15 protein-coding genes and 2 pseudogenes are annotated in these 17,468 nt (G+C 54.7%); 9 read left to right on the forward strand and 8 right to left on the reverse strand.

Annotated elements, in window-relative coordinates; translation table 11 throughout:
* Positions 1-3 precede the first annotated feature (3 nt).
* A complete protein-coding gene (locus tag DW136_RS07355) occupies positions 4-1,362 on the forward strand; it encodes a P-loop NTPase fold protein (RefSeq protein WP_117583318.1) in 1,359 nt (452 codons plus the stop codon).
* Positions 1,363-1,371: 9 nt separating this feature from the next.
* Entirely contained in the window at positions 1,372-3,438 is a 2,067-nt protein-coding gene (locus tag DW136_RS07360) for a DUF262 domain-containing protein (protein ID WP_117583317.1), read from the forward strand.
* 413 nt (positions 3,439-3,851) lie between these two features.
* Here the strand turns inward: DW136_RS07360 and DW136_RS07365 are convergent, their stop codons facing one another.
* The 3 genes from DW136_RS07365 to DW136_RS07375 all read right to left on the reverse strand — a co-directional run bounded on the left by DW136_RS07365 (position 3,852) and on the right by DW136_RS07375 (position 6,018).
* Positions 3,852-4,682 (reverse strand): class I SAM-dependent methyltransferase, encoded by an 831-nt coding sequence (locus DW136_RS07365; RefSeq protein ID WP_117583316.1) that lies wholly within the window; start codon positions 4,680-4,682, stop codon positions 3,852-3,854.
* Positions 4,683-4,796: 114 nt separating this feature from the next.
* Positions 4,797-5,402: a class I SAM-dependent methyltransferase gene (locus DW136_RS07370; RefSeq protein ID WP_117583315.1), complete on the reverse strand. Its 606-nt coding sequence runs from the start codon at positions 5,400-5,402 to the stop codon at positions 4,797-4,799.
* A complete protein-coding gene (locus DW136_RS07375) occupies positions 5,389-6,018 on the reverse strand; it encodes a class I SAM-dependent methyltransferase (protein WP_117583395.1) in 630 nt (209 codons plus the stop codon). The genes DW136_RS07370 and DW136_RS07375 overlap by 14 nt, the downstream gene beginning before the upstream one ends.
* 565 nt (positions 6,019-6,583) lie before the next feature.
* Here DW136_RS07375 and DW136_RS07380 point away from each other — a divergent pair.
* Positions 6,584-7,033 carry a hypothetical protein gene (locus DW136_RS07380; protein ID WP_117583314.1) on the forward strand — a complete coding sequence of 150 codons (450 nt, stop codon included), beginning with the start codon at positions 6,584-6,586 and terminating at the stop codon, positions 7,031-7,033.
* A 208-nt stretch (positions 7,034-7,241) separates the two neighbouring features.
* On the opposite strand, the gene DW136_RS07385 is transcribed toward DW136_RS07380, so the two are convergent.
* Together DW136_RS07385 and DW136_RS07390 are read right to left on the reverse strand one after the other, a co-directional pair.
* The gene (locus DW136_RS07385; protein WP_117583313.1) at positions 7,242-7,661 is read right to left on the reverse strand and encodes a YjdF family protein; all 420 of its coding nucleotides are present in this window, start codon (positions 7,659-7,661) and stop codon (positions 7,242-7,244) included.
* Positions 7,662-8,166: 505 nt separating this feature from the next.
* Entirely contained in the window at positions 8,167-9,129 is a 963-nt protein-coding gene (locus DW136_RS07390; RefSeq protein WP_117583312.1) for an Abi family protein, read from the reverse strand.
* A 202-nt stretch (positions 9,130-9,331) separates the two neighbouring features.
* Here DW136_RS07390 and DW136_RS09895 point away from each other — a divergent pair, with 202 nt between their 5' ends.
* The 6 genes and pseudogenes from DW136_RS09895 to DW136_RS07415 all read left to right on the forward strand — a co-directional run bounded on the left by DW136_RS09895 (position 9,332) and on the right by DW136_RS07415 (position 11,505).
* The gene (locus tag DW136_RS09895; RefSeq protein WP_128619958.1) at positions 9,332-9,562 is read left to right on the forward strand and encodes a hypothetical protein; all 231 of its coding nucleotides are present in this window, start codon (positions 9,332-9,334) and stop codon (positions 9,560-9,562) included.
* Between the two features lie 447 nt (positions 9,563-10,009).
* On the forward strand, positions 10,010-10,183 hold the full coding sequence (locus DW136_RS07400; RefSeq protein WP_255413178.1) for a type IV toxin-antitoxin system AbiEi family antitoxin domain-containing protein: 174 nt from the start codon (positions 10,010-10,012) through the stop codon (positions 10,181-10,183).
* A gap of 169 nt (positions 10,184-10,352) precedes the next feature.
* Complete coding sequence (locus DW136_RS07405; protein WP_117583309.1) at positions 10,353-10,565, forward strand: hypothetical protein; 213 nt, start codon at positions 10,353-10,355, stop codon at positions 10,563-10,565.
* Between the two features lie 16 nt (positions 10,566-10,581).
* Entirely contained in the window at positions 10,582-10,914 is a 333-nt protein-coding gene (locus tag DW136_RS07410; RefSeq protein WP_117583308.1) for a nucleotidyl transferase AbiEii/AbiGii toxin family protein, read from the forward strand.
* Positions 10,914-11,084, forward strand: a pseudogene (locus DW136_RS10165) (IS30 family transposase); the annotation flags it as partial. The gene DW136_RS07410 and the pseudogene DW136_RS10165, both read left to right, overlap by 1 nt.
* Before the next feature lie 58 nt (positions 11,085-11,142).
* Positions 11,143-11,505 (forward strand): hypothetical protein, encoded by a 363-nt coding sequence (locus DW136_RS07415; protein WP_117583307.1) that lies wholly within the window; start codon positions 11,143-11,145, stop codon positions 11,503-11,505.
* 26 nt (positions 11,506-11,531) lie between these two features.
* Here the strand turns inward: DW136_RS07415 and DW136_RS07420 are convergent.
* From DW136_RS07420 to DW136_RS07430, 3 genes and pseudogenes are all read right to left on the reverse strand, one after another.
* A pseudogene (locus DW136_RS07420) lies at positions 11,532-12,074 on the reverse strand (restriction endonuclease subunit S); the annotation flags it as partial.
* 57 nt (positions 12,075-12,131) lie between these two features.
* Positions 12,132-13,124, reverse strand: a complete 993-nt coding sequence (xerA, locus tag DW136_RS07425) for a site-specific tyrosine recombinase/integron integrase (protein ID WP_117583305.1) — start codon at positions 13,122-13,124, stop codon at positions 12,132-12,134.
* Between the two features lie 37 nt (positions 13,125-13,161).
* Positions 13,162-16,989: an N-6 DNA methylase gene (locus DW136_RS07430; RefSeq protein ID WP_118289346.1), complete on the reverse strand. Its 3,828-nt coding sequence runs from the start codon at positions 16,987-16,989 to the stop codon at positions 13,162-13,164.
* Between the last annotated feature and the right edge of the window lie 479 nt (positions 16,990-17,468).

Genomic DNA, 17,468 nt, shown 5'->3' on the forward strand with positions numbered 1-17,468 from the left:
AACATGCGAAGAATCGATTCAGCACCTACACGCGACATCCTTGTTAAGCTGCTGCACAACGACGCCCTCGGGAGGAATGGAGATCTCGCCGAGTTTGCCGGGATACTCAAATCCATCGAAGGCGGGTTTTCCCTGTTCGTCGACGCTGATTGGGGAAGCGGGAAGACATTCTTCGTTAGACAGGTGGCCTGCATCCTTGAAGAGGTTAATCCTTTTCTTGAGTCTCACGGAGACCTCGACGGATTGCTTGACAACAATCGCGAGCTTGCACCCTATATGGAGCTGAACAGCTTCTTGCCCGTATACTACAACGCCTGGGAAAATGACCATTGGGATGATCCGCTGCCTTCGATTGCAGCATCTATAGCCCTCCAAGGCGATGCATGCGCCTCTTTTCGCAGTGACACCGAAGCTGGCGAAAAGATTGCCGGAACACTCGACGCCATATTGGGGGTCTTTGGACATGGCGGAGCCAGCTCTTTAAGAGACGCTTTTTCGGGCAGAGATTTAATCCAGGCTTATCGTGACAGAGAAACGCTAAGGTCCTCTGTTTCAAACCTGGTAGATGTAGCTCTCCCTGAAAAAGCCAACACATTGCTTCTCATTGTCGATGAGCTCGATCGTTGCCGTCCTTCTTTTGCAATGAAGGTGCTCGAGCAGTTGAAGAATCTGTTTACAGATGATCGAGTAGTCATCGTGTATTCGGTCAACGCCAATCAACTATCACATGTTGTTGAAGGCATGTATGGGCAAGGTTTTGACGGCCGACGTTATTTGTCGCGTTTCTACGATCTAACCATCCCTCTAAGAAAGGTCGATAGCTTTAAGCAGCTAGAAGCGAACGGCTTCATAAAAACCTCCAACCGCTTTGACGTAATTGCGTATGAGCTTGCAGAGGCATACGGAATGACGATGAGGGACGCCAACAGGTATCTGACTGAGCTTTTCAGAGTTCGCCCTTTAGTATTGGAAAGCCGCGATGGATTTGTAGACGACCGGGTTCGAGCGTTTGCCGATGCCGGCCTGGTCCCGACTATGCTCGCCTTGAAAGTATTTGACGCCGACGCGTTTGCCTCTGTGGTTCAGAAATTTGAAATTGAGCCTCTTTATCATGCATTCTCTAAGAGCGAAGCGGCGATGGAGTTTATGGATGCAACATGGGGGTCGTACATAAAGTTCGAGGAGGGAAAGACCCCTTCCGACGAAGACAAGGTAGGTGCAAGGCACGAGCTCCTCGAGACCTTGGTCTACATGATTTGGTGCAAAGACAGAAACAATTCTAAATACCAGCATTCCTATCAAGTTCTTATTGGAAGAAGCTGGGGATTTGACTCGCTCCCGCGTTTAGCAAAGATTATCTAGGAGTAACAGATGAAAGGCGAAGAACGATACCTTCTTAACTTGCTCGAAGGCACGAAAACTCGATTTGTTATCCCCGTCTATCAGCGCAACTACGACTGGAAGATCGAAAACTGCAAGCAATTGTTCGACGACCTCGAGGATGTCATTTCAGAAGGCGTGGAGAGTCATTTCTTTGGAAGCATCGTCTCCAAAGCAGATGGCCCCGACACACGCATCGTCATCGATGGCCAGCAAAGGATCACCACGTCTTACCTCCTTCTCCTTGCGCTTGTGAGCAAGCTCAGGGAAGGCGCCATCGCCTCCGAAGACGACAATCTGGCCGACATGATCAACGAGGAATACCTCATCGACAAATGGCATAAGTCCGAGCGAAAGCTGAAGCTGAAGCTCATCAAGGACGACCAGGCTGCCTTTGAGGCGCTTTACTCCGCTGACGCAGAGAAGTTCATCCAGGACTCCAACGTAACCCAGAATTACATCTATTTCTGCGGCCGTATCGACAAGACAAGGCTGACGGCCGATCAGCTGCGCGATGCCATCGAGCGCCTGATGATCATCGACATCAAGCTTGACAAGGAGGATGACGCCCAGCGAATCTTCGAGAGCCTCAACTCGACAGGCCTCGACCTGAACGAGGGCGACAAGATCCGCAACTTTATCCTCATGGGTCTGGATGCCCAAATGCAGGAAGAGTATTACGAGCAGTACTGGAACGAGATCGAGAAGAATACCGGCTACGACGTAAGCTCCTTTGCTCGTGATTGGCTTGCTGCCGTCCGCAGGAAGACCCCCGCAATCAAGAAGGTCTATTCCGTGTTCAAGGACTATGTAAAAGCGGAGGCATTCGATACGAAAGTCCTGCTTGAGGAACTTCTTAAGTACTCAAAGCATTACAAGGCGATTAACGACGCCGATTCTGGAAACCATCGGCTTGATGCGGTTTTGAGGCGACTTATTCTGCTGGACATGAGCGTCATGAACCCGTTCACGCTTAATCTATTCGAATACAGGCGCTGTGGAGGAATCAGCGACCAGCAGGTGATCGAGGCGCTCAAATCCGTCGAGACCTACCTTTTCAGGCGCTGGGTCTGCAAGGTTCCCACAAATGCGCTCAACAAGGTCTTCGAGACTCTGCACAGCGAGGTTTTGAGAGGCGTCAAAGACGGCGGTTCATATCCTGACGTGTTGAACAAAGTTCTCCTCTCCAAGGAGGGCAGCGGCCACTTCCCCGACGACGCCGAGTTCATTCAAGCGTTCGAAGAGAGGGACTTCTACAGGATCGCGAGCTACAAGTACTACCTCTTCGATCGTCTTGAAAACGGAGACAGCCTCGAAAGGGTCAACGTCGTCGACAACCTTCGCGATGAGTCTTTCAGCATTGAGCACATCATGCCCCAGACGCTTTCGACAAGCTGGCAGCAGGATTTGGGCGTTGAGTTCGCCGCAATTCACGCAAGGTGGCTGAACAGCATGGCGAATCTGACGCTTACCGCATACAACTCCAAATACAGCAACAGGCGCTTTGCCGAGAAGCGGGACATGGAGAACGGCTTCAAGCAGTCTGGCTTCAGGATCAACGGCTTCGTCTGCCAGCAGGAGGCCTGGGGCGAGGAGCAGCTGAAGGCTCGCAACGAGCTCATGAAGAGGAAGTTCCTTGAGCTTTGGCCATCCATCGAGTCCGACTTCGAGTGGGGCAACGACGCCTACGAGGAGCATGCCCTCGACGATGATTTCTCGTTCACCGGCAGGCAGATCGCCGCATACAGCTTCATGGGATCTCGCTTCACGGCGAAGACCTGGGTTGACATGATCTGCGGCGTGCTTTCCATGGTTTACGAGCTTGATCCAGTCGTCTTCCATAAGTTCGTACCTGAGGGCTCGGACTTCCCGGGAAGGTATTTCTCATGGAAAGAAAGCGACTATTGCTTCAAAGTCGGTGAGGGAATCTACTTCAATCCCGGAAGCTCGACTTATGTGAAAATCGAAACGCTGAAGATCGTTTTTGAGGCAGCGGGCATTGACTGCTCAGAGCTTCTGATCGAGCTGTACAAGTCGAAGGTCGGGGATCCATCGTAGCTGCTGGGGCCTGTAGAGGCTTCTCTACCCTGCCTCCTCTGACATGCAATGTCCATGTGATCATTAGCTGCTATCGCAGTTTGCCGTGACCCACCTTGACCCGCTAAAACACCCTGCCCCGCCCCGAAATCCGTGACCCAGATTTGGCCCCATGGATTCACGGCGATTTTGAGACTGGGTGTAAATGGGACAAACTGGTGCGAACTGCGGCAAACTGGAACAAACCGGAGATAGTTTTTAACTATTGAGTTGGAATAGAACAGACGTTCGATATAATAATATAGTATCAGATAGCGGGCACGGTTTCAATCGAATCCGTGCCCGCTGCTGTATGCGTGCCCTTGCACGCCCAATATGCGCCGTAAAATCCGTCTTCTTCAACGTCAAAGTGAATGCGCTTCGTTTTTTGCCTCTCAAAATCTTATTTTCACGATTTGCATTTTCATCCCGTTGTCACCGACCCTTGCGAGAAACCGGAAAAAGCCGCTGACAGAAGGGTCTCTCAAATCGTTGTAACCCAGCATATAGCCGCGACTTGTGACCTGCAGACGGCTGTTCCACGTGCCGATTTCCTTGGCGGCATCCGAAACCGCAAAATATGCCCCCACATCCTTGATTTTTGCAGTCTTAAGCCATGTTTTTGCGATCATCTTTACTGCCGTCCGATTGGCAGCATCAAAGACCAGCACACCGCCGGGGAAAGCGTCCGCCATCCCCCGCACCAGTTCCCGGACCTGCTGGGTCAGAAAGTAATAGAACACTCCGGAGGCAAAGAACACCGCCCCGCCGGAGGCATCGATTTTGCCAAACCATGCGGTGTCTTTCAGGTCGCAGGGGATATTTTGTTCTCGATCCCCGGCGGGCAGCAGCTGCTGCCGCAAGGCAATCACATCCGGGAAGTCCAGATTGTAGATCTTGCATCTACCGTTGTCGCAGGTTCTGCCGGTGTTGTCCAGCCCGCAGCCCAGATTGACCACCGCCGCATTGGGGTGGTCTTTCAGATAATCCCGCACCTCGAAAGCAAGATCACCCTGCCGCATGGCCACCTCCAGCGCACCAAAGCGCTGCATCAGGCTGCGGGAGTTTTTCTCTGCCTCTGAAAAGTCGTAGTCGATCTGGCCGAGCAGACGAACCGCTGTTTCATCCTTGTAAAGGTTCGGGTACAACTCCGTACACAGCTTCCGGGAATACAGCGGGAGGATCAGCGTCTCCTGCACGGTGTTTTTCTCAATTTTACATTTCATAGGTTTCTTCCTCAGTGAATAAAAACTGTCATAATTGCCGCCAGCACAGCCGCTATGACCGGCATGCCTAACTCATGTGCAGGATGGATGCAAAAATGCCCGTGCTTGATGCCCTTACTTCCGCGCCGTGATGCAGAGCCACTTTTTCTTTTTGCGTATCTGCACCTCGTGAAAACCCGCCTGCTCCAGATACGCCTTTAATTCAATGTCCTTGTAGATGGTCATGCCGCCGATGATCTGCGTCCACCTCTCGTCCTTGTCCGTATCGCCATTGCTCTCGTTGCAGATGAGAATTGTCCCGCCTGGCTTCAGCGTCCGCCAGACCTCACGGAGGCATCGGGGCAAATCAGGCCAAAAATAGACGGTCTCAAAGGCCGTGGCGGCATCGAAGTAGCTATCCTCAAACACCATATCCGCCACACTGCCTTGCAGAACGGCGCAACGCCCCTCCTGAATTGCAACTCGGTTGAGCTTTCTAGTCTTCTCCACGCTGACGGGCGAATAGTCGACGCCCTTGACGACGCCATGCGGGCATTTTTTCAGCAGCCGTTTTATATTCGCCCCGCCGCCGCAGCCGCAATCCAGCACCTTGGCATTTGGCGCAAGTCGTAGAAATCGAAGTCCCCACCGCGCCACAGGGCTGTGGCCCAGGTTCATCATGGCAACCATAAGTTTTCCGCCGAGGCCCACGGGCTTGCGGGTGTTTTCAAAGAACGACATCTGGCCCCTCCGATTTCGTGCATTCCGCATAGGTCAACGGGAACGAGGCCTTCAGCACCGCGCTTTTCCGCACCGCCCAGCCGTTTTGACGCAGGAAACGCAGGTATTCCTCGCTTGTCCACCCGCTGTGGAGGGGGAATCCCGCCATACTCATGAAAAAGGCTTTTGCCTTGCCGGAAACCGAGTTCCCCGCGTGGGTGAAGGTTGGCGCGATGAGCACGCCGACGTCCTTCAGCACCCGCCTGATTTCTTGCAGGGCCTTTTCCGGATGCGGCACTATGTGAAGTGCGTTGGACACGATCACCACTTCGAAGGACTTCTGTGCATAGGGCAGGCGGAACATATCTTGTACGGAAAAGTGCAGCTTTGCGGATTGATTGTCCCGCTTTGCTTCAAGGATCATCTTTGCAGAGGCGTCCGTAGCCTCGATGCGCGCCGCCGCATCCACGACGCTCTTTGCGATGAGCCCCGTGCCGGTGGCAACCTCCAGCACGGTCTTTGCTTTCACCACCGGCCGGATCAGCCCATACATCTTCTCATACGCCGCCCGGTCGTTTCGCATGAAACGGTCGTACCGACCAGCATTCCTGTCCCAGAAGTCCTTGCGTTCGTGCATGGCCATCGCCCCCAAACAGTTAGAGCCATCTAACTATAACACACGAATCATGCAGTAAGATGAGGCTAACCTTCTTTTCTTGGCTAAGACGCATCTCTTCGGTTTTCGCTTATAACGGCGCGAATCAGATACTAGGCTGGAGCTGAAGAAAGAGCTCGGCGGACAGGTAGGTCGATACCGGTTCCCGGAACGGTGATCCAGCCAATTACACCAGGGCCCTAGTCATTGAGTGGGAATAGAAAATTCCTTAGTTATGGGGGTATAAATTTGATTTCCTTTAGGATACCCCCCCCCATAACTATATGAATTGACCTGCTGACTCCAATGAAGATTGGAGGGCAACTGCCAGGGGTGACGGCCCAGCGAGTGTTATTTTGCGAGCTATGCGCGTTGAAAGCGACCTTTCGTGGCATAAACTACTTGCCGGAAGCCGCGGCTTTCAGAGTACGGCTTACGTGTACGTTTAACCTCCGTGGGCGACGGGGTGCCGCAAGGCGTAGAATATCGCCCACCTGTAGGGGCCTGCAGCGATGCGGGCCCCACTTCGTATGAAGAGGCGCAACCGGTGAAGGTCGTATCCATCTCCCAGGACTTCTTTGACCTCGTCGAGGGCGACCGCGAGCTCATGCTTAAGCACAATCTCCCCTGCATCGTGGTGGTGAGGCTGCGTTTCCGCGGGAAGCGCAGGGACTTCGCCGTACCGCTGCATTCCAACATCGCCCCCAACGTGCCCAAAGACCAGTACTTTGCGTTGCCACCCCGCCCCACGACGCGCCCGTGCTGTCGCCACGGCATCCACTACATCAAGATGTTCCCCATAACCAAGTCCTACCAGCGCCGCTTCAGGACCGAGGGCTCGGCCTACTACGAGACGCTCCAGCGCATCATCGACGGCAACACCAAGCGCATTGTCTCCGAGTGCCAGGCGTACCTCGACCGCTACGAGCGCGAGGGAAGGCCCCGCTTCGCCGTCGACATCGACCGTATCGTGGGGCTGCTGGAGGGCGAGAAGTAGGGCACCTCGGCTCAGTCTCGAGCCATGCGGAGTCGCTCCGCATTTTTGAACGCCGCGTGTGCGTCCCAAATGCTTGAGAAACAAGCTGTGAAGTGCAGTGGCTCGCCCGTGCCCGTGCATAGCCGTCACCATCAGCGTCTACGCGGCGTCGGCTTCAAGTGGAACTGGCCCCACTGCTGTATATGGTCTGCCTTGCTGCACATGGCGATCAATGCCCACGATGCTTCTGCTTGCGCTTCAGCTTCCGCTGCTCGAAGCGCGCCTCCGCCTCATCCGCGCGACACTGGCTTCTTGCGCGGGCCGATTCCCGCTTCATCGCTTCCCGCTGTGCTGCGAGCGCCTGTTGTGCCTTGGTGCTCACCGCGGGCCGCTTAAGGGCTTTCGCTGCCTCGCGAGCGCGTCGCTTGGGATTCTTCGCGGGCTTGCTTGTTTCCGTGGCCTCGTCACCGAAGAACGAGAGCTTCGCCCATTTGCTTGTAACGAATTGCAGGATTTCCTCATTGGACGGTTCTGCACCGAAGACGATGCGGGCGGCGCCGTATCTGCCGTCCTCGACATGCTCCGCCAGCCCGACCCAGAATTGGCCGTCGTGATATACGGTCAGGGTGGATGACACGCTGATCTGCATGGTTGGTTCCTCCTTTATGTAGATGACCATGCAGAGAAGGGACAACCAAGGAGGCAGGTTACTGATGCGGACTCCCGCACGCCCACGACTACCCGACGGGGACTGTGTTTTCATCTCTGGTGCCCGCATTGTAGCACGCGCGGATTTACGATGTTGATCGCCGGCGCCTAGGCGGAGATGAAGGCGGTTCGATCTAGGTCAAGCCGGTCGCTCGTTCATGAAGCGGCCGATTCCCTGAAAATAAAAGGCGCCCAGGAGGACACCTACAGGCTATCTTCGAAATACTTGGTTTGGGGCAGACGGAGGAAAAAAATAGGGCAGAATCGCTCTCACGATCCCGCCCCGCAAATCCGAGGGTTTCTAACTGGCTCCATTATTCCGGGCTTCTCAGTTCTGTCATTGACCCAGGTATCACCCGTCTCCTATAGCGAGTGAATATAAAAATAGGGCAGAGTCGCTTGCGCAAGTCCGCCCCTAAAACCGTGAAGGTTTTGCTATCTGCAGGCTATTCTACCAACCCGAGCGATTCTGTCAACCTGCGAAGGAACTCGAGCGCGGAGCGAGCTGCGGCGTCGGGCCCCTTGTCGGGCAGCGCCTCGGTTTCTCCGTCGGCCCTGGCGAACATCTCGGCGAGCTCGGATGCGGCGCGCGAGCGCGAGGAGCCCTCGGGTACCAAGCCGGAGTGCGCCACGAGCACGGTCGCGACCTCCTGCATGGCCGTATTCCCCATCCACTTCCTCCTGGTCGCCTTGGGGATTCCCACGGCGGCGACCCTTCGGGAGACGCCACTGGACGCCGAGCCCCGGGCGGCGCCCCTCTCGGCGAAGCAGTTGATCAGGCACGAGCCGTGCGCGGCGCAGTTGCGGACGGACTTCACGCGCTTGAGGTCGTAGTGGGAGGCCTCGAAGCGCCTGTCGCCCCATCGCCTGGCGCAGAAGCGCACGAAGTCGATGAGGGTGCCGAACGAGGTGAGCTCAAGGAAGGCCCAGGCAGGCATGTCGCCGGAGTACTTCGCGTAGAGGCTCGAGCTGTAGGGGCTGCGGCCGCTCATCTTGAGCTCGCGCAGGCGGTACTCCCTGTTTGCAGTGGTAAGCGATGCCATGTAGTCGGCCACGATGGCGTAGCCGTCCTCTCCACGGTCCTCCATCTCGCGAAGCAGTGTCACCTTCTGGAAGTGCTCGATGTCGAGCGTCATGCCGAGCAGGGCGTGGCGTAGCTCCTGGTCGAGCGCCGCGAGCAGGCGTAGCTGGCCGAAGTCGAGGTCTACGTAGCGGCCGTCGCGCGGGCCTCCCTCGTATTTCGAGAAGAGTTTGCGATAGGATGCGAGCTTGAAGAAGTTGCACTTGTCGCGCAGGTAGTCCTCGGCCTCTTCCTCGGAACACAGCTCGAAGGCTACGCCCTTCTGCTTGAGGTGCTCTATCTGCTGCTCGATCGTGAGGATCGGCTTCCTATCGTGGGGTTCGGCCATGCTCGTTCTCCTGTCATAAAAAGTATTGCCTATTTTACCAGCATGTTCTCGACATTCGGTGAAGGCCTCATCGTCGACTCATGGGCAAGCCGCCTGATACGACTCCCTTTCCCTGCCAGCAGCGCAGTCGCCTGACCTGCGGCTTTGGAATCGCGTTGGAAGCCGCCCTCGACCAATCATTTGCAGTTGTTGCGAGTGGCTTGTGCGTGATGCTGCGGTTGAGTTCCAGAAACGGGCGATTCCGCCCAATCGGGCATCCGAATCACGGCCGGAAGCTCCTTTGGGACAAAAACAAAAACTCAAAGCCCTGAGTTTGAAAAAAGTTTTTGAAGTTGTCCCAGCTTTTGTCCCCGAAGCCGACGAGACGCGACATCGCGTCATTCGGCGGCACGCGTTCCGTGTCGATGCCGAAAACTGGGTGCAACTGGAATGACGGGACGACAGAACCAAAGCCACCAGCGAAATAGTGGGAATAACAGCCCTCGAACCCTTTGGTTCGAGGGCTTTCTTTTTGCATCTCTACCTGGGAAAACGACCCAATTATTCCCGTGTGTCCCTACTGGGCGGTACAACGGAGTACTCGGCGGTACGGGAATAATTAGGCCCTGCGGGAATAATTCACAATTCGGGTCCCCCGAAGGCCGATTTCGAGCGGATGAAACTGACTTGAAACTGCGAGGCGGATTCAAGCCCTCTTCAATTGCATTCTCCCAGGTCAACAAATGGGAATAAAGAAATGCGAAAATCGGTTTCCTCAGTTTCAGTGACCCCGAATGCCGCCGAATAACGCCGTGTATTCTGAGCGTATTGCTTGCATTGTTGCATTATTTTCCACAATGCAAGCATGGAATAAATCGAAGTCATACGAGCCACCAACGACATCGCCTCTTCCCAAAGGGGGCTCTTCACATCTGTGCAGGCGAAGGTGCTCGGCGTCGAGCGGTACGCGCTCTCGAGGCTGGAAGGGCTCGGCAACATAGAGAGGCTCGCGAAGGGCGTCTACCGCATGGGCGGCTCGCCGAGCACGCGGGAGGAGGACGTCCTCGCGGCCTGACTGTCGATCGACCCGGGGAGGCGCCCCGTCGCCATGGGGGCGACGGCTGCATGGCTCTACGGCATCGGCGAGGTCAGCCCCTCGCCCTACGAGTTCTGCACGCCCGAGAGAAAGCAGACTAAGCGCCCGAACCTGATTCATCAGGAAGCGCCGCCTCGACCCGAAGGACGTGGCGATCGTCTCGGACATCCCGGCGACGAGGCCCTGGCTCACGGTGGTGGACCTGATAGACTCCGGGGAGGAACTGAGCCTGGTCGCGAACGTGCTCGCGGACGCGCTCGAAAGGGGCCTCGTCGAAGACGAGGGCGCGCTGAGGGAGAAAATCGACGCCGGGGGGCAAAAGCCGGGATGCCGGCGGGGGCCAGCCTGTACGATTCGTTAGCTAGGAGGCGGGAAGAATGACGTACGAGAACGGCGGTCAGCTCGACAGGGCCCTGAAGAGGGCCGTTCGCGACAGGGGCGGTGACCCCGGGGACGGCTGTCGTCGGGCTTTGCGCGACCGGTTCCTGCGCAGGGTGTTCAGCAACCCCGACGGCCGGTTTATCCTCAAGGGCGGAAGCGGGCTGCTCGCGCGCATCCCCGACGGCCGCGTCACGCGCGACATCGACTTCGCGACGGCATCTGTGTTTGATAGCGTTCAATTTACGGGTTGGGGCTGCGGTGGAAATCCTGGACCAAAAGAGGACCAGGATTTCCACCGCAGCCCCAACCCGAAAATCAGGCTTGACTAAACACAGACGGTCTGCTGCGCGAGTACTTCCCGAAGGGGACCGGCTTCTCTGCGGTCTCGGACGAGGAGGTCGAGCGGGTGTACGATGCCATCAACCGCAGGCCCCACAAGCGCCTGGGGTTCAGGACGCCCTACGAGGTCCACTACTCAGGGGTGTTGCAGTTGCTCTGAGAATTCAAGCTCGAAAAGGCGCAAGCAAAGGTATCTTGACTACGCTCTAAAGCGTGGCGTGAAGTCCGGCATCGTTGACGCGCTGAGGCTTCAGGGAATTGCCGCGAGCGAGGTTGATGCAGTTTCTGTTGTGGTTGACGAGCATTCGACTTCGATCGACGGAAAGTACAACCTGGCAGAATCGGTTGATGAGGAGCTGCGCTGCGGCATGTTCAACCCAACGTGGCAGACCTCCTACCCTCCTGTATTTAGCGACTGGCTGCCCAAGATTCCAGTCTCCTATGTCGACTCCTCCAAGGTGGCTATGGTGAGGGCGGCTGACGTGACGGCGAACTGGGCATTTATGGCCGAGCGCGACAAAGAGACATATCCGCGAGCCTACGAGATGCTATCAAAGGCGACGGTCCTCGGGCTTCTGTAGCGTTGGACATGTAACTATCTGTCTTTTCAAAAGCCGTGAAGATCTTGGTGGATGATAAATTGCGATTTGTCGACCTGAGCGACGAAAGAGGCGAACTCTTGCTGAAGCTCAAGGGGAGGCAAGGGAACCGTCATTCTCTTTAGAGCTTCTTTGGTAATTGCCTCCCTTGTTGCTCCAGCCGCTCTTGAGCCGTTTAGCAGGAGTCTCTGATACGAATCACTGATCAGCACCGTGTTCAATAGCACCGGCAGCATCCGTTTTTGGTCGACTCTGACAATTGAGACATGCTGATTAACACGTCCACCAGCCAATTCATCCGGCAAAAGACATGAACGAGCAACCGAAGCGCCAGTAATATTCAGAAGCACGTCACCCTTCATCAGCGTGACGCCTTCTAGTTTTGCGGCTTGTTCATCATCAATACAAGCAAGGTCCTTCCACACGAAACGACCGTTGTGAACATTCATACTTCTGACCAGCGGAACACCTTCGGCCTTGTATGCCGTTTTGCCGCCTCGTGGTGTTGCTCCGGAACCCAACTTGGTACAGAGGTCTTCAAGCCTAACGAAAGGCCATTTTTTACCATCGACCGGATCGCCAAATACCTCTACAAACCGTGATTTGACTTAACAGATATACCTTCTATGAGAGTCCCTTACGTTGTCCTGATCGACCATTGCGTACATCAACGTTGTATCAATCTTTTGATGGCCAAGCAGCTTCTGCACCTGCTCGATGGGCATTCCTTTTCCAATTGCTTTGGTGGCCAGCGTTCTCCTGAACTTATGTGGGTGGACGTGTTTGACGCCTGCTTTTGTTCCCAAGGAGCGAAGGCGGAGCTCGACTCCGCTTACTTGCAGCCTAGAACTCGGCTTTGTGAGACTACAGAATAGCGCGGCGACGTTATCGCTGCGTTCTTGCAGGTAGTTGTTTAGGTGCAGCTTTGTAGTCGCATCAAAATAGACGACTCTCTCTTTGTTGCCCTTTCCGAGTACAATGCACTCTCGCCGATTTAGATCAACGTCTTCTCGATTGAGCGAGACGAGTTCGCCTATTCTCATCCCTGTTGAACTAAGAAGGTTGATGATTGCCAGATCCCTCTTGCAAGAACAGGCGTCTGTGAGGGCTATAAGTTCTTCATCAGAATATACGGACTTGACCGTTCTCTTTGAGCGAATCTTTTTAATGCGTCGTGCAGGGCTTTTGAGTATATGGTTCTCGTCTTCAAGCCAAGAGAAGAATGACGACAGGATGCGCCTGACGTTGTCGACGGTGATGCTCCCTGCGTTATTACCCATGGGATATTCGCTCAGGTATGTTCGTAAGTCATCTGAACTAATCCGGACAATTGGTTTTTTGATTGCTTCGAGCGCCCTTGTAAGTGTGGCCTTGTAGTACCTGATGGTCTTAGGCGAGCATCCCTCGATGGTTTTGGCTGCGAGGAATCGCTCCATGTACTTTGAGGCCTCGTCTTCGACATTGCTGAGCGCGTTCACTTCAAGTTCGATGCCCCTGAGTTCGCTCATAAGGACGCTCTCGAGATACGAAAGCACTTCGCCGCTAACGAGTGCCTGCATTTTTGTGAGAACCGCGTTTGCTATTTCGATCGTCGTGTGCATCAGTTCCTCCCATCCCGATATGGATGGGAGGAACGTATCACGCGAGGAATCGGTCTAGAAGGGCGTCGCGCTCTGCGGAAAGGGCGTCGACCTCTTGCTCGAGTGCAAATTGCGATTTGTCCGCCTCGGCAGCGAAGTCGGCGAACTCCTGTTGGAGGGACAACGGGGGAATTGCAATGGGAATAGCGGCCAAGTCTGCTGCGCTGATGTTTGCCTGATGGACACTTCCCTTCGCTATATTACGAAGGACTCGCTTTCCTTCCTTTGAATTCAGGTAACCAGATACATATTCGGCAGAGCTGTGGTCAGCGAACCTTACGCACACGATGTACCCAGCAATAACCATGGTCTCTGACTGATGAAAAACGCAAGTTTTCCCAACCTTGTCAATGCTGTTGGTTCGATTAAAAAGCATATCGCCATAGCGGACGGTAGCATTTTCGAGAGCTTGGCCCTTTAGGGTGATTCGCTTTGTATCGGTTAGGTCAAGGATGCCGTCGTCGGTGATATTGTTCATTCGGATGTAGACATAATCGCCATCGGCGCCGGCTTTTGCTGAAGTGCCGTAGTGCATTTCTATGCTGTAGTTGCCGATTGTTTCGATTGGCCATGATGCGTGTGTCTTGGTTCTAAACATCTCGACAAACCGTGATTTGACGCTTTCCTTGAGAGCGGCGATTTGCTGTCTTTTGCTATTGATTTCATCTGTTAAGCGATTGAAACCGTCGATGAGGGCTCTCTGCTCGGAGAGCGTCGGGACTGGGATGGGGTATTTGAGCAGCTCATTCTTGTCTCCGCGAGGCCTGCCGGTTCCCGTGAAGGTGGACATATCGTAGTCGAAGAAGTCCTTCTGCCACAGGAGCAGATGGAGGAACTCGGGCAATAGGCTGTCGGTATTTATGCTTCGGAATACCAAAACGTCCTTGGAGCACGCCCCATCGCGGTCTGCGAGCCAAATCTTCTGCAGATAGGGGCGAATATTGGAGACGAGCGTGTCTCCCTTCTTGTATGCGGTGCCAGCACTTGCCGGAAGCTCTCCGCTATAGGCGGTTATGCCGCCACGATCCTTGACCATGTTCTCCGTTGTTACGTAAGTGTCGGTGGTGATGGAACTCTGGGCCACGCTGTTGGTAACGTAGGATGTGATGTCTCTAAGCGTCTTGACTACGGTGCCCTGGGCGAACGAGCGGGGCTTGTAGAAAGAGCGGGGAATCGTAAGAGTCTCGTCGAACTTCTCGGCATCAAAGTCGATGAAATCGGTGGTCTTGGCATAGTAGTAGTACTGGGCAAGGTCGCCGGGCTCAACCTGCTCGCCGGAGAACCATGCTCTGATGATGCCGCTTAGCGAGTTCGTGTCGTCCGATTCGTCGTCCGAATAGAGCACGCCCTCACCATCGATGGGCTGTATCCCCTCGTTGCCTTTGCGATTGCTCCATTTGTAGCCAAGGAAAGAGGCGATTTCCTTGGTCGTGTTAGGTGAGTTGATGATGAGCGTCTGTTCGCCGCAGACGAGACCCCAAACGCGCAGGCGTTTGCGCTCTTCCTTGTGCGCATAGCGATAGAACAGCTCGTTCTCTGCTTTGAGCTGTGAGTTCTTGTCGGCCGCCTTCCAAGTCTTGCTCTTTCGAAGGGTCTTGAGCTCCTTCGATGATTCGAAAAGATGGCAATAAACGTTGAAGTGGCGAGTGTTTGCCCATTCGTTCCAGCCAGCCTCTCCTGCGAGAAAAGCCCGGTAAGTATCTCCGTCTACATTAATTGTGTCGAGATAAGCGTTGAAAGCGCTTTCGTCTTTCCAACCAGTGAGCTTCCTGCGCTCAAAAACAGCGTCAACGAAATCAAGTGCGTTCGCATTGCGGGGCGGGATCTCGTCAAAGCGACGTAGGAACATAATTGCGACGTTTGTTCCTGTGGCCGCGAATGTGCCTGATCCAAACCTGGCGATGGAGACGATCTCGAAGGAGCTCAAAAGCACATCGCGTGCGGCCATGAAACTCGAGCTCGTGCTCTTGTCGAGGATCGAGGTGGGGAGGACAATGGCGGCGTAGCCTCCGGGCCGAACAAGCTGTGCCGCACGCTCGACAAAGAGGGTCTCGATTTCCGAGCCGCTATCGCTGATGGTTTCCAGCACTTTGAGTTCGTTGTTGTGAAGCTTGAGATGCGGTTTGAAGGCCGCGACAGAGTACGGGGGATTGGCGACAAGAATGTCGAAGCGTCCCCTGTCGGTTCGGCTGTCGATTCCCTTGTCGGGATAATTTTCAAGTCCGTCGCCGAAGACCACGTTGCTCTGCCCTGCGCCATGCATGTAGAACGAGACCTTGGAAACGCGAGCGAGTCGATAGTCCTTCTCGATGCCGACGAGATTGTCTCTGACCCAGTCGGCGTCTCCGAGGTCATCCTCTATGGTCGGATCATATTGGCATGCGGCGTCGGAGATTTCTTCGAATCCTTCTGTGAGAAAGTGCCCCGCGCCACAGGCGTAATCGATAACGCGTGGATAGTGCACGGCACCAGCCTCGTCCTGCACGATGCTGTCGAGTGGGAGTGACTTCCAAATAAAACGGGTGATGGGCACAGGTGTGAAGAATTGGCCCTCGTTTTGCTTAAAGCCCTGATTAAGGAGCTGTTCGAAGAGGTCGCCCAAGAATTGAATGTCTTGAGTTCCTACGATGCGATACGGCTGTAGAAGTTGCACCGTCTCTACGAGTACCTTGCCGTTCTGAAGAAAGAGTTCCTCGTTGTGGACGTCTTTGAACGCAAAGTCATTGTTGGTATAGAACTTGAGCTTGCGCAGCGTGCCGTTCAGCTCCTCGATGAGCTTCTTGCGGTGCTGGCCCGTATAGTTGCTTATGAGGTTTTCGGCGTAGTCGTTGGGAACGTACAGGACCTCTTCCCGCATGAGCTTTCTCATGCCGTCTGAGTGGAGTCTCTGGAGCCTGTCCTGGAGCGTTTCGTAGGTGTCGCGTCCTTGGCGGTATTGGAACTCAATCTCCTGGGTTGGCATTTTCGAGAGCTCGTCTTGGAGCTTCGCGATAAAGAGCGCGATAAGGCGATTGAAGGCGTTCTCTTTATCGGAGACGTTGTTGTGGCGGAGGATTTCCTCGAAGCGGTTGACGATGCTGTCTTCGGCCCTGAAGTCGACAAGGTCCTTCTTGAGAAGGGGAGGAACCATCGGGTGGTATGCCGTCGACCTATCGCCAAAGAGGATGTTTCCCTCGACTTGTTGGTTGTACGTTTCCGTCCAAACTTGATGGAGCTGTTCCACTGTATGGGCGTCGCGGTAGAGCGCAATGGTGTCATCGCGTTTGGCGAGCGCGATGAAGTTCTCGTCATCGCTGCAGTTAATTGAAACCTGGTCTGGCACGATTTCGTTGTTGATGAAATCGCATGCAAAGAGTACCAACCAGCGAGTCGCGCGCTCTTGTTGCCAATAGGAGAGGAGTTGCCCTCCGTCTGACTGCATGTTCTTGAATTCGTTTTTGAACTCGGTTCCAGGGGTCTTGCATTCGACGATTGCGAGTGTGTCGCCCCTCTCGTCATTAATGCAGATATCAGCGCGGCCGCTCTTTTGTTCGTGCCCAAGGGCCCATTCGCGCTCCAGCTCAAGTGATTCGGGGCGATATCCTTTGTCGAGGAGCATGGTTACGCAGGCGAGTACGACGAAGTTCTCGTTATCGGAAAAGTTACAAGTTGTGTCTTTGTTGACTTTGAACCCCAGGTCTTTCGGGTAGCCGATGCGTTTCTTGGAAAAATCGACCGTGATTTGCGCGCTGGTCTCTTCCCAGGATTTCTGATAAACGGTGCCGTCGCCCGAGGGCTCGTAGCACAGAGCCCTAAGTGCGTCGCGAAGATTGTCCAGAGTAATCATCTAATGTCTCCGTAGCTGCGAGGTGAAAACACAATTCGCTAATTTTATCGCAGAGGGCGCCGTAAGAACGTAGTGTGATTGGCGGTGCTGCTGCTTGCCAGGGCATTTGATTGGATGATGACGCGCACGGGGCGGGATTCGCCAGTCCGCTAAGCCACGCTGGCAACAGTAGCGTACCAGGCGGTTGCTTGCAGAGATCCTCACGCGCGCCGTGCTTGAACCACTGGAGGTACGTGTTTCTCGTCGTGCGTCCATCGGTGACCGATCCGCCTTTTACTAAACAAGTTTATCGAGCGCGCGAAGCGATTGAGCCAATGGCGAAGCTCCAACTTATTCGTCAACTCATGGGCAAGCCACCCGAGACTACTCATTTCTCCTACTAGCAATGAAGGTCTGCGACCTGCAGTTTTGCAAACTGCTTGAAAGCCACCCGATGAGATACCCCCGATTTCCACTTGGAATCGGGGGTATTTTTATTT

This window comes from Collinsella sp. AM12-1, from assembly GCF_003472325.1.
GTDB lineage: Bacteria > Actinomycetota > Coriobacteriia > Coriobacteriales > Coriobacteriaceae > Collinsella.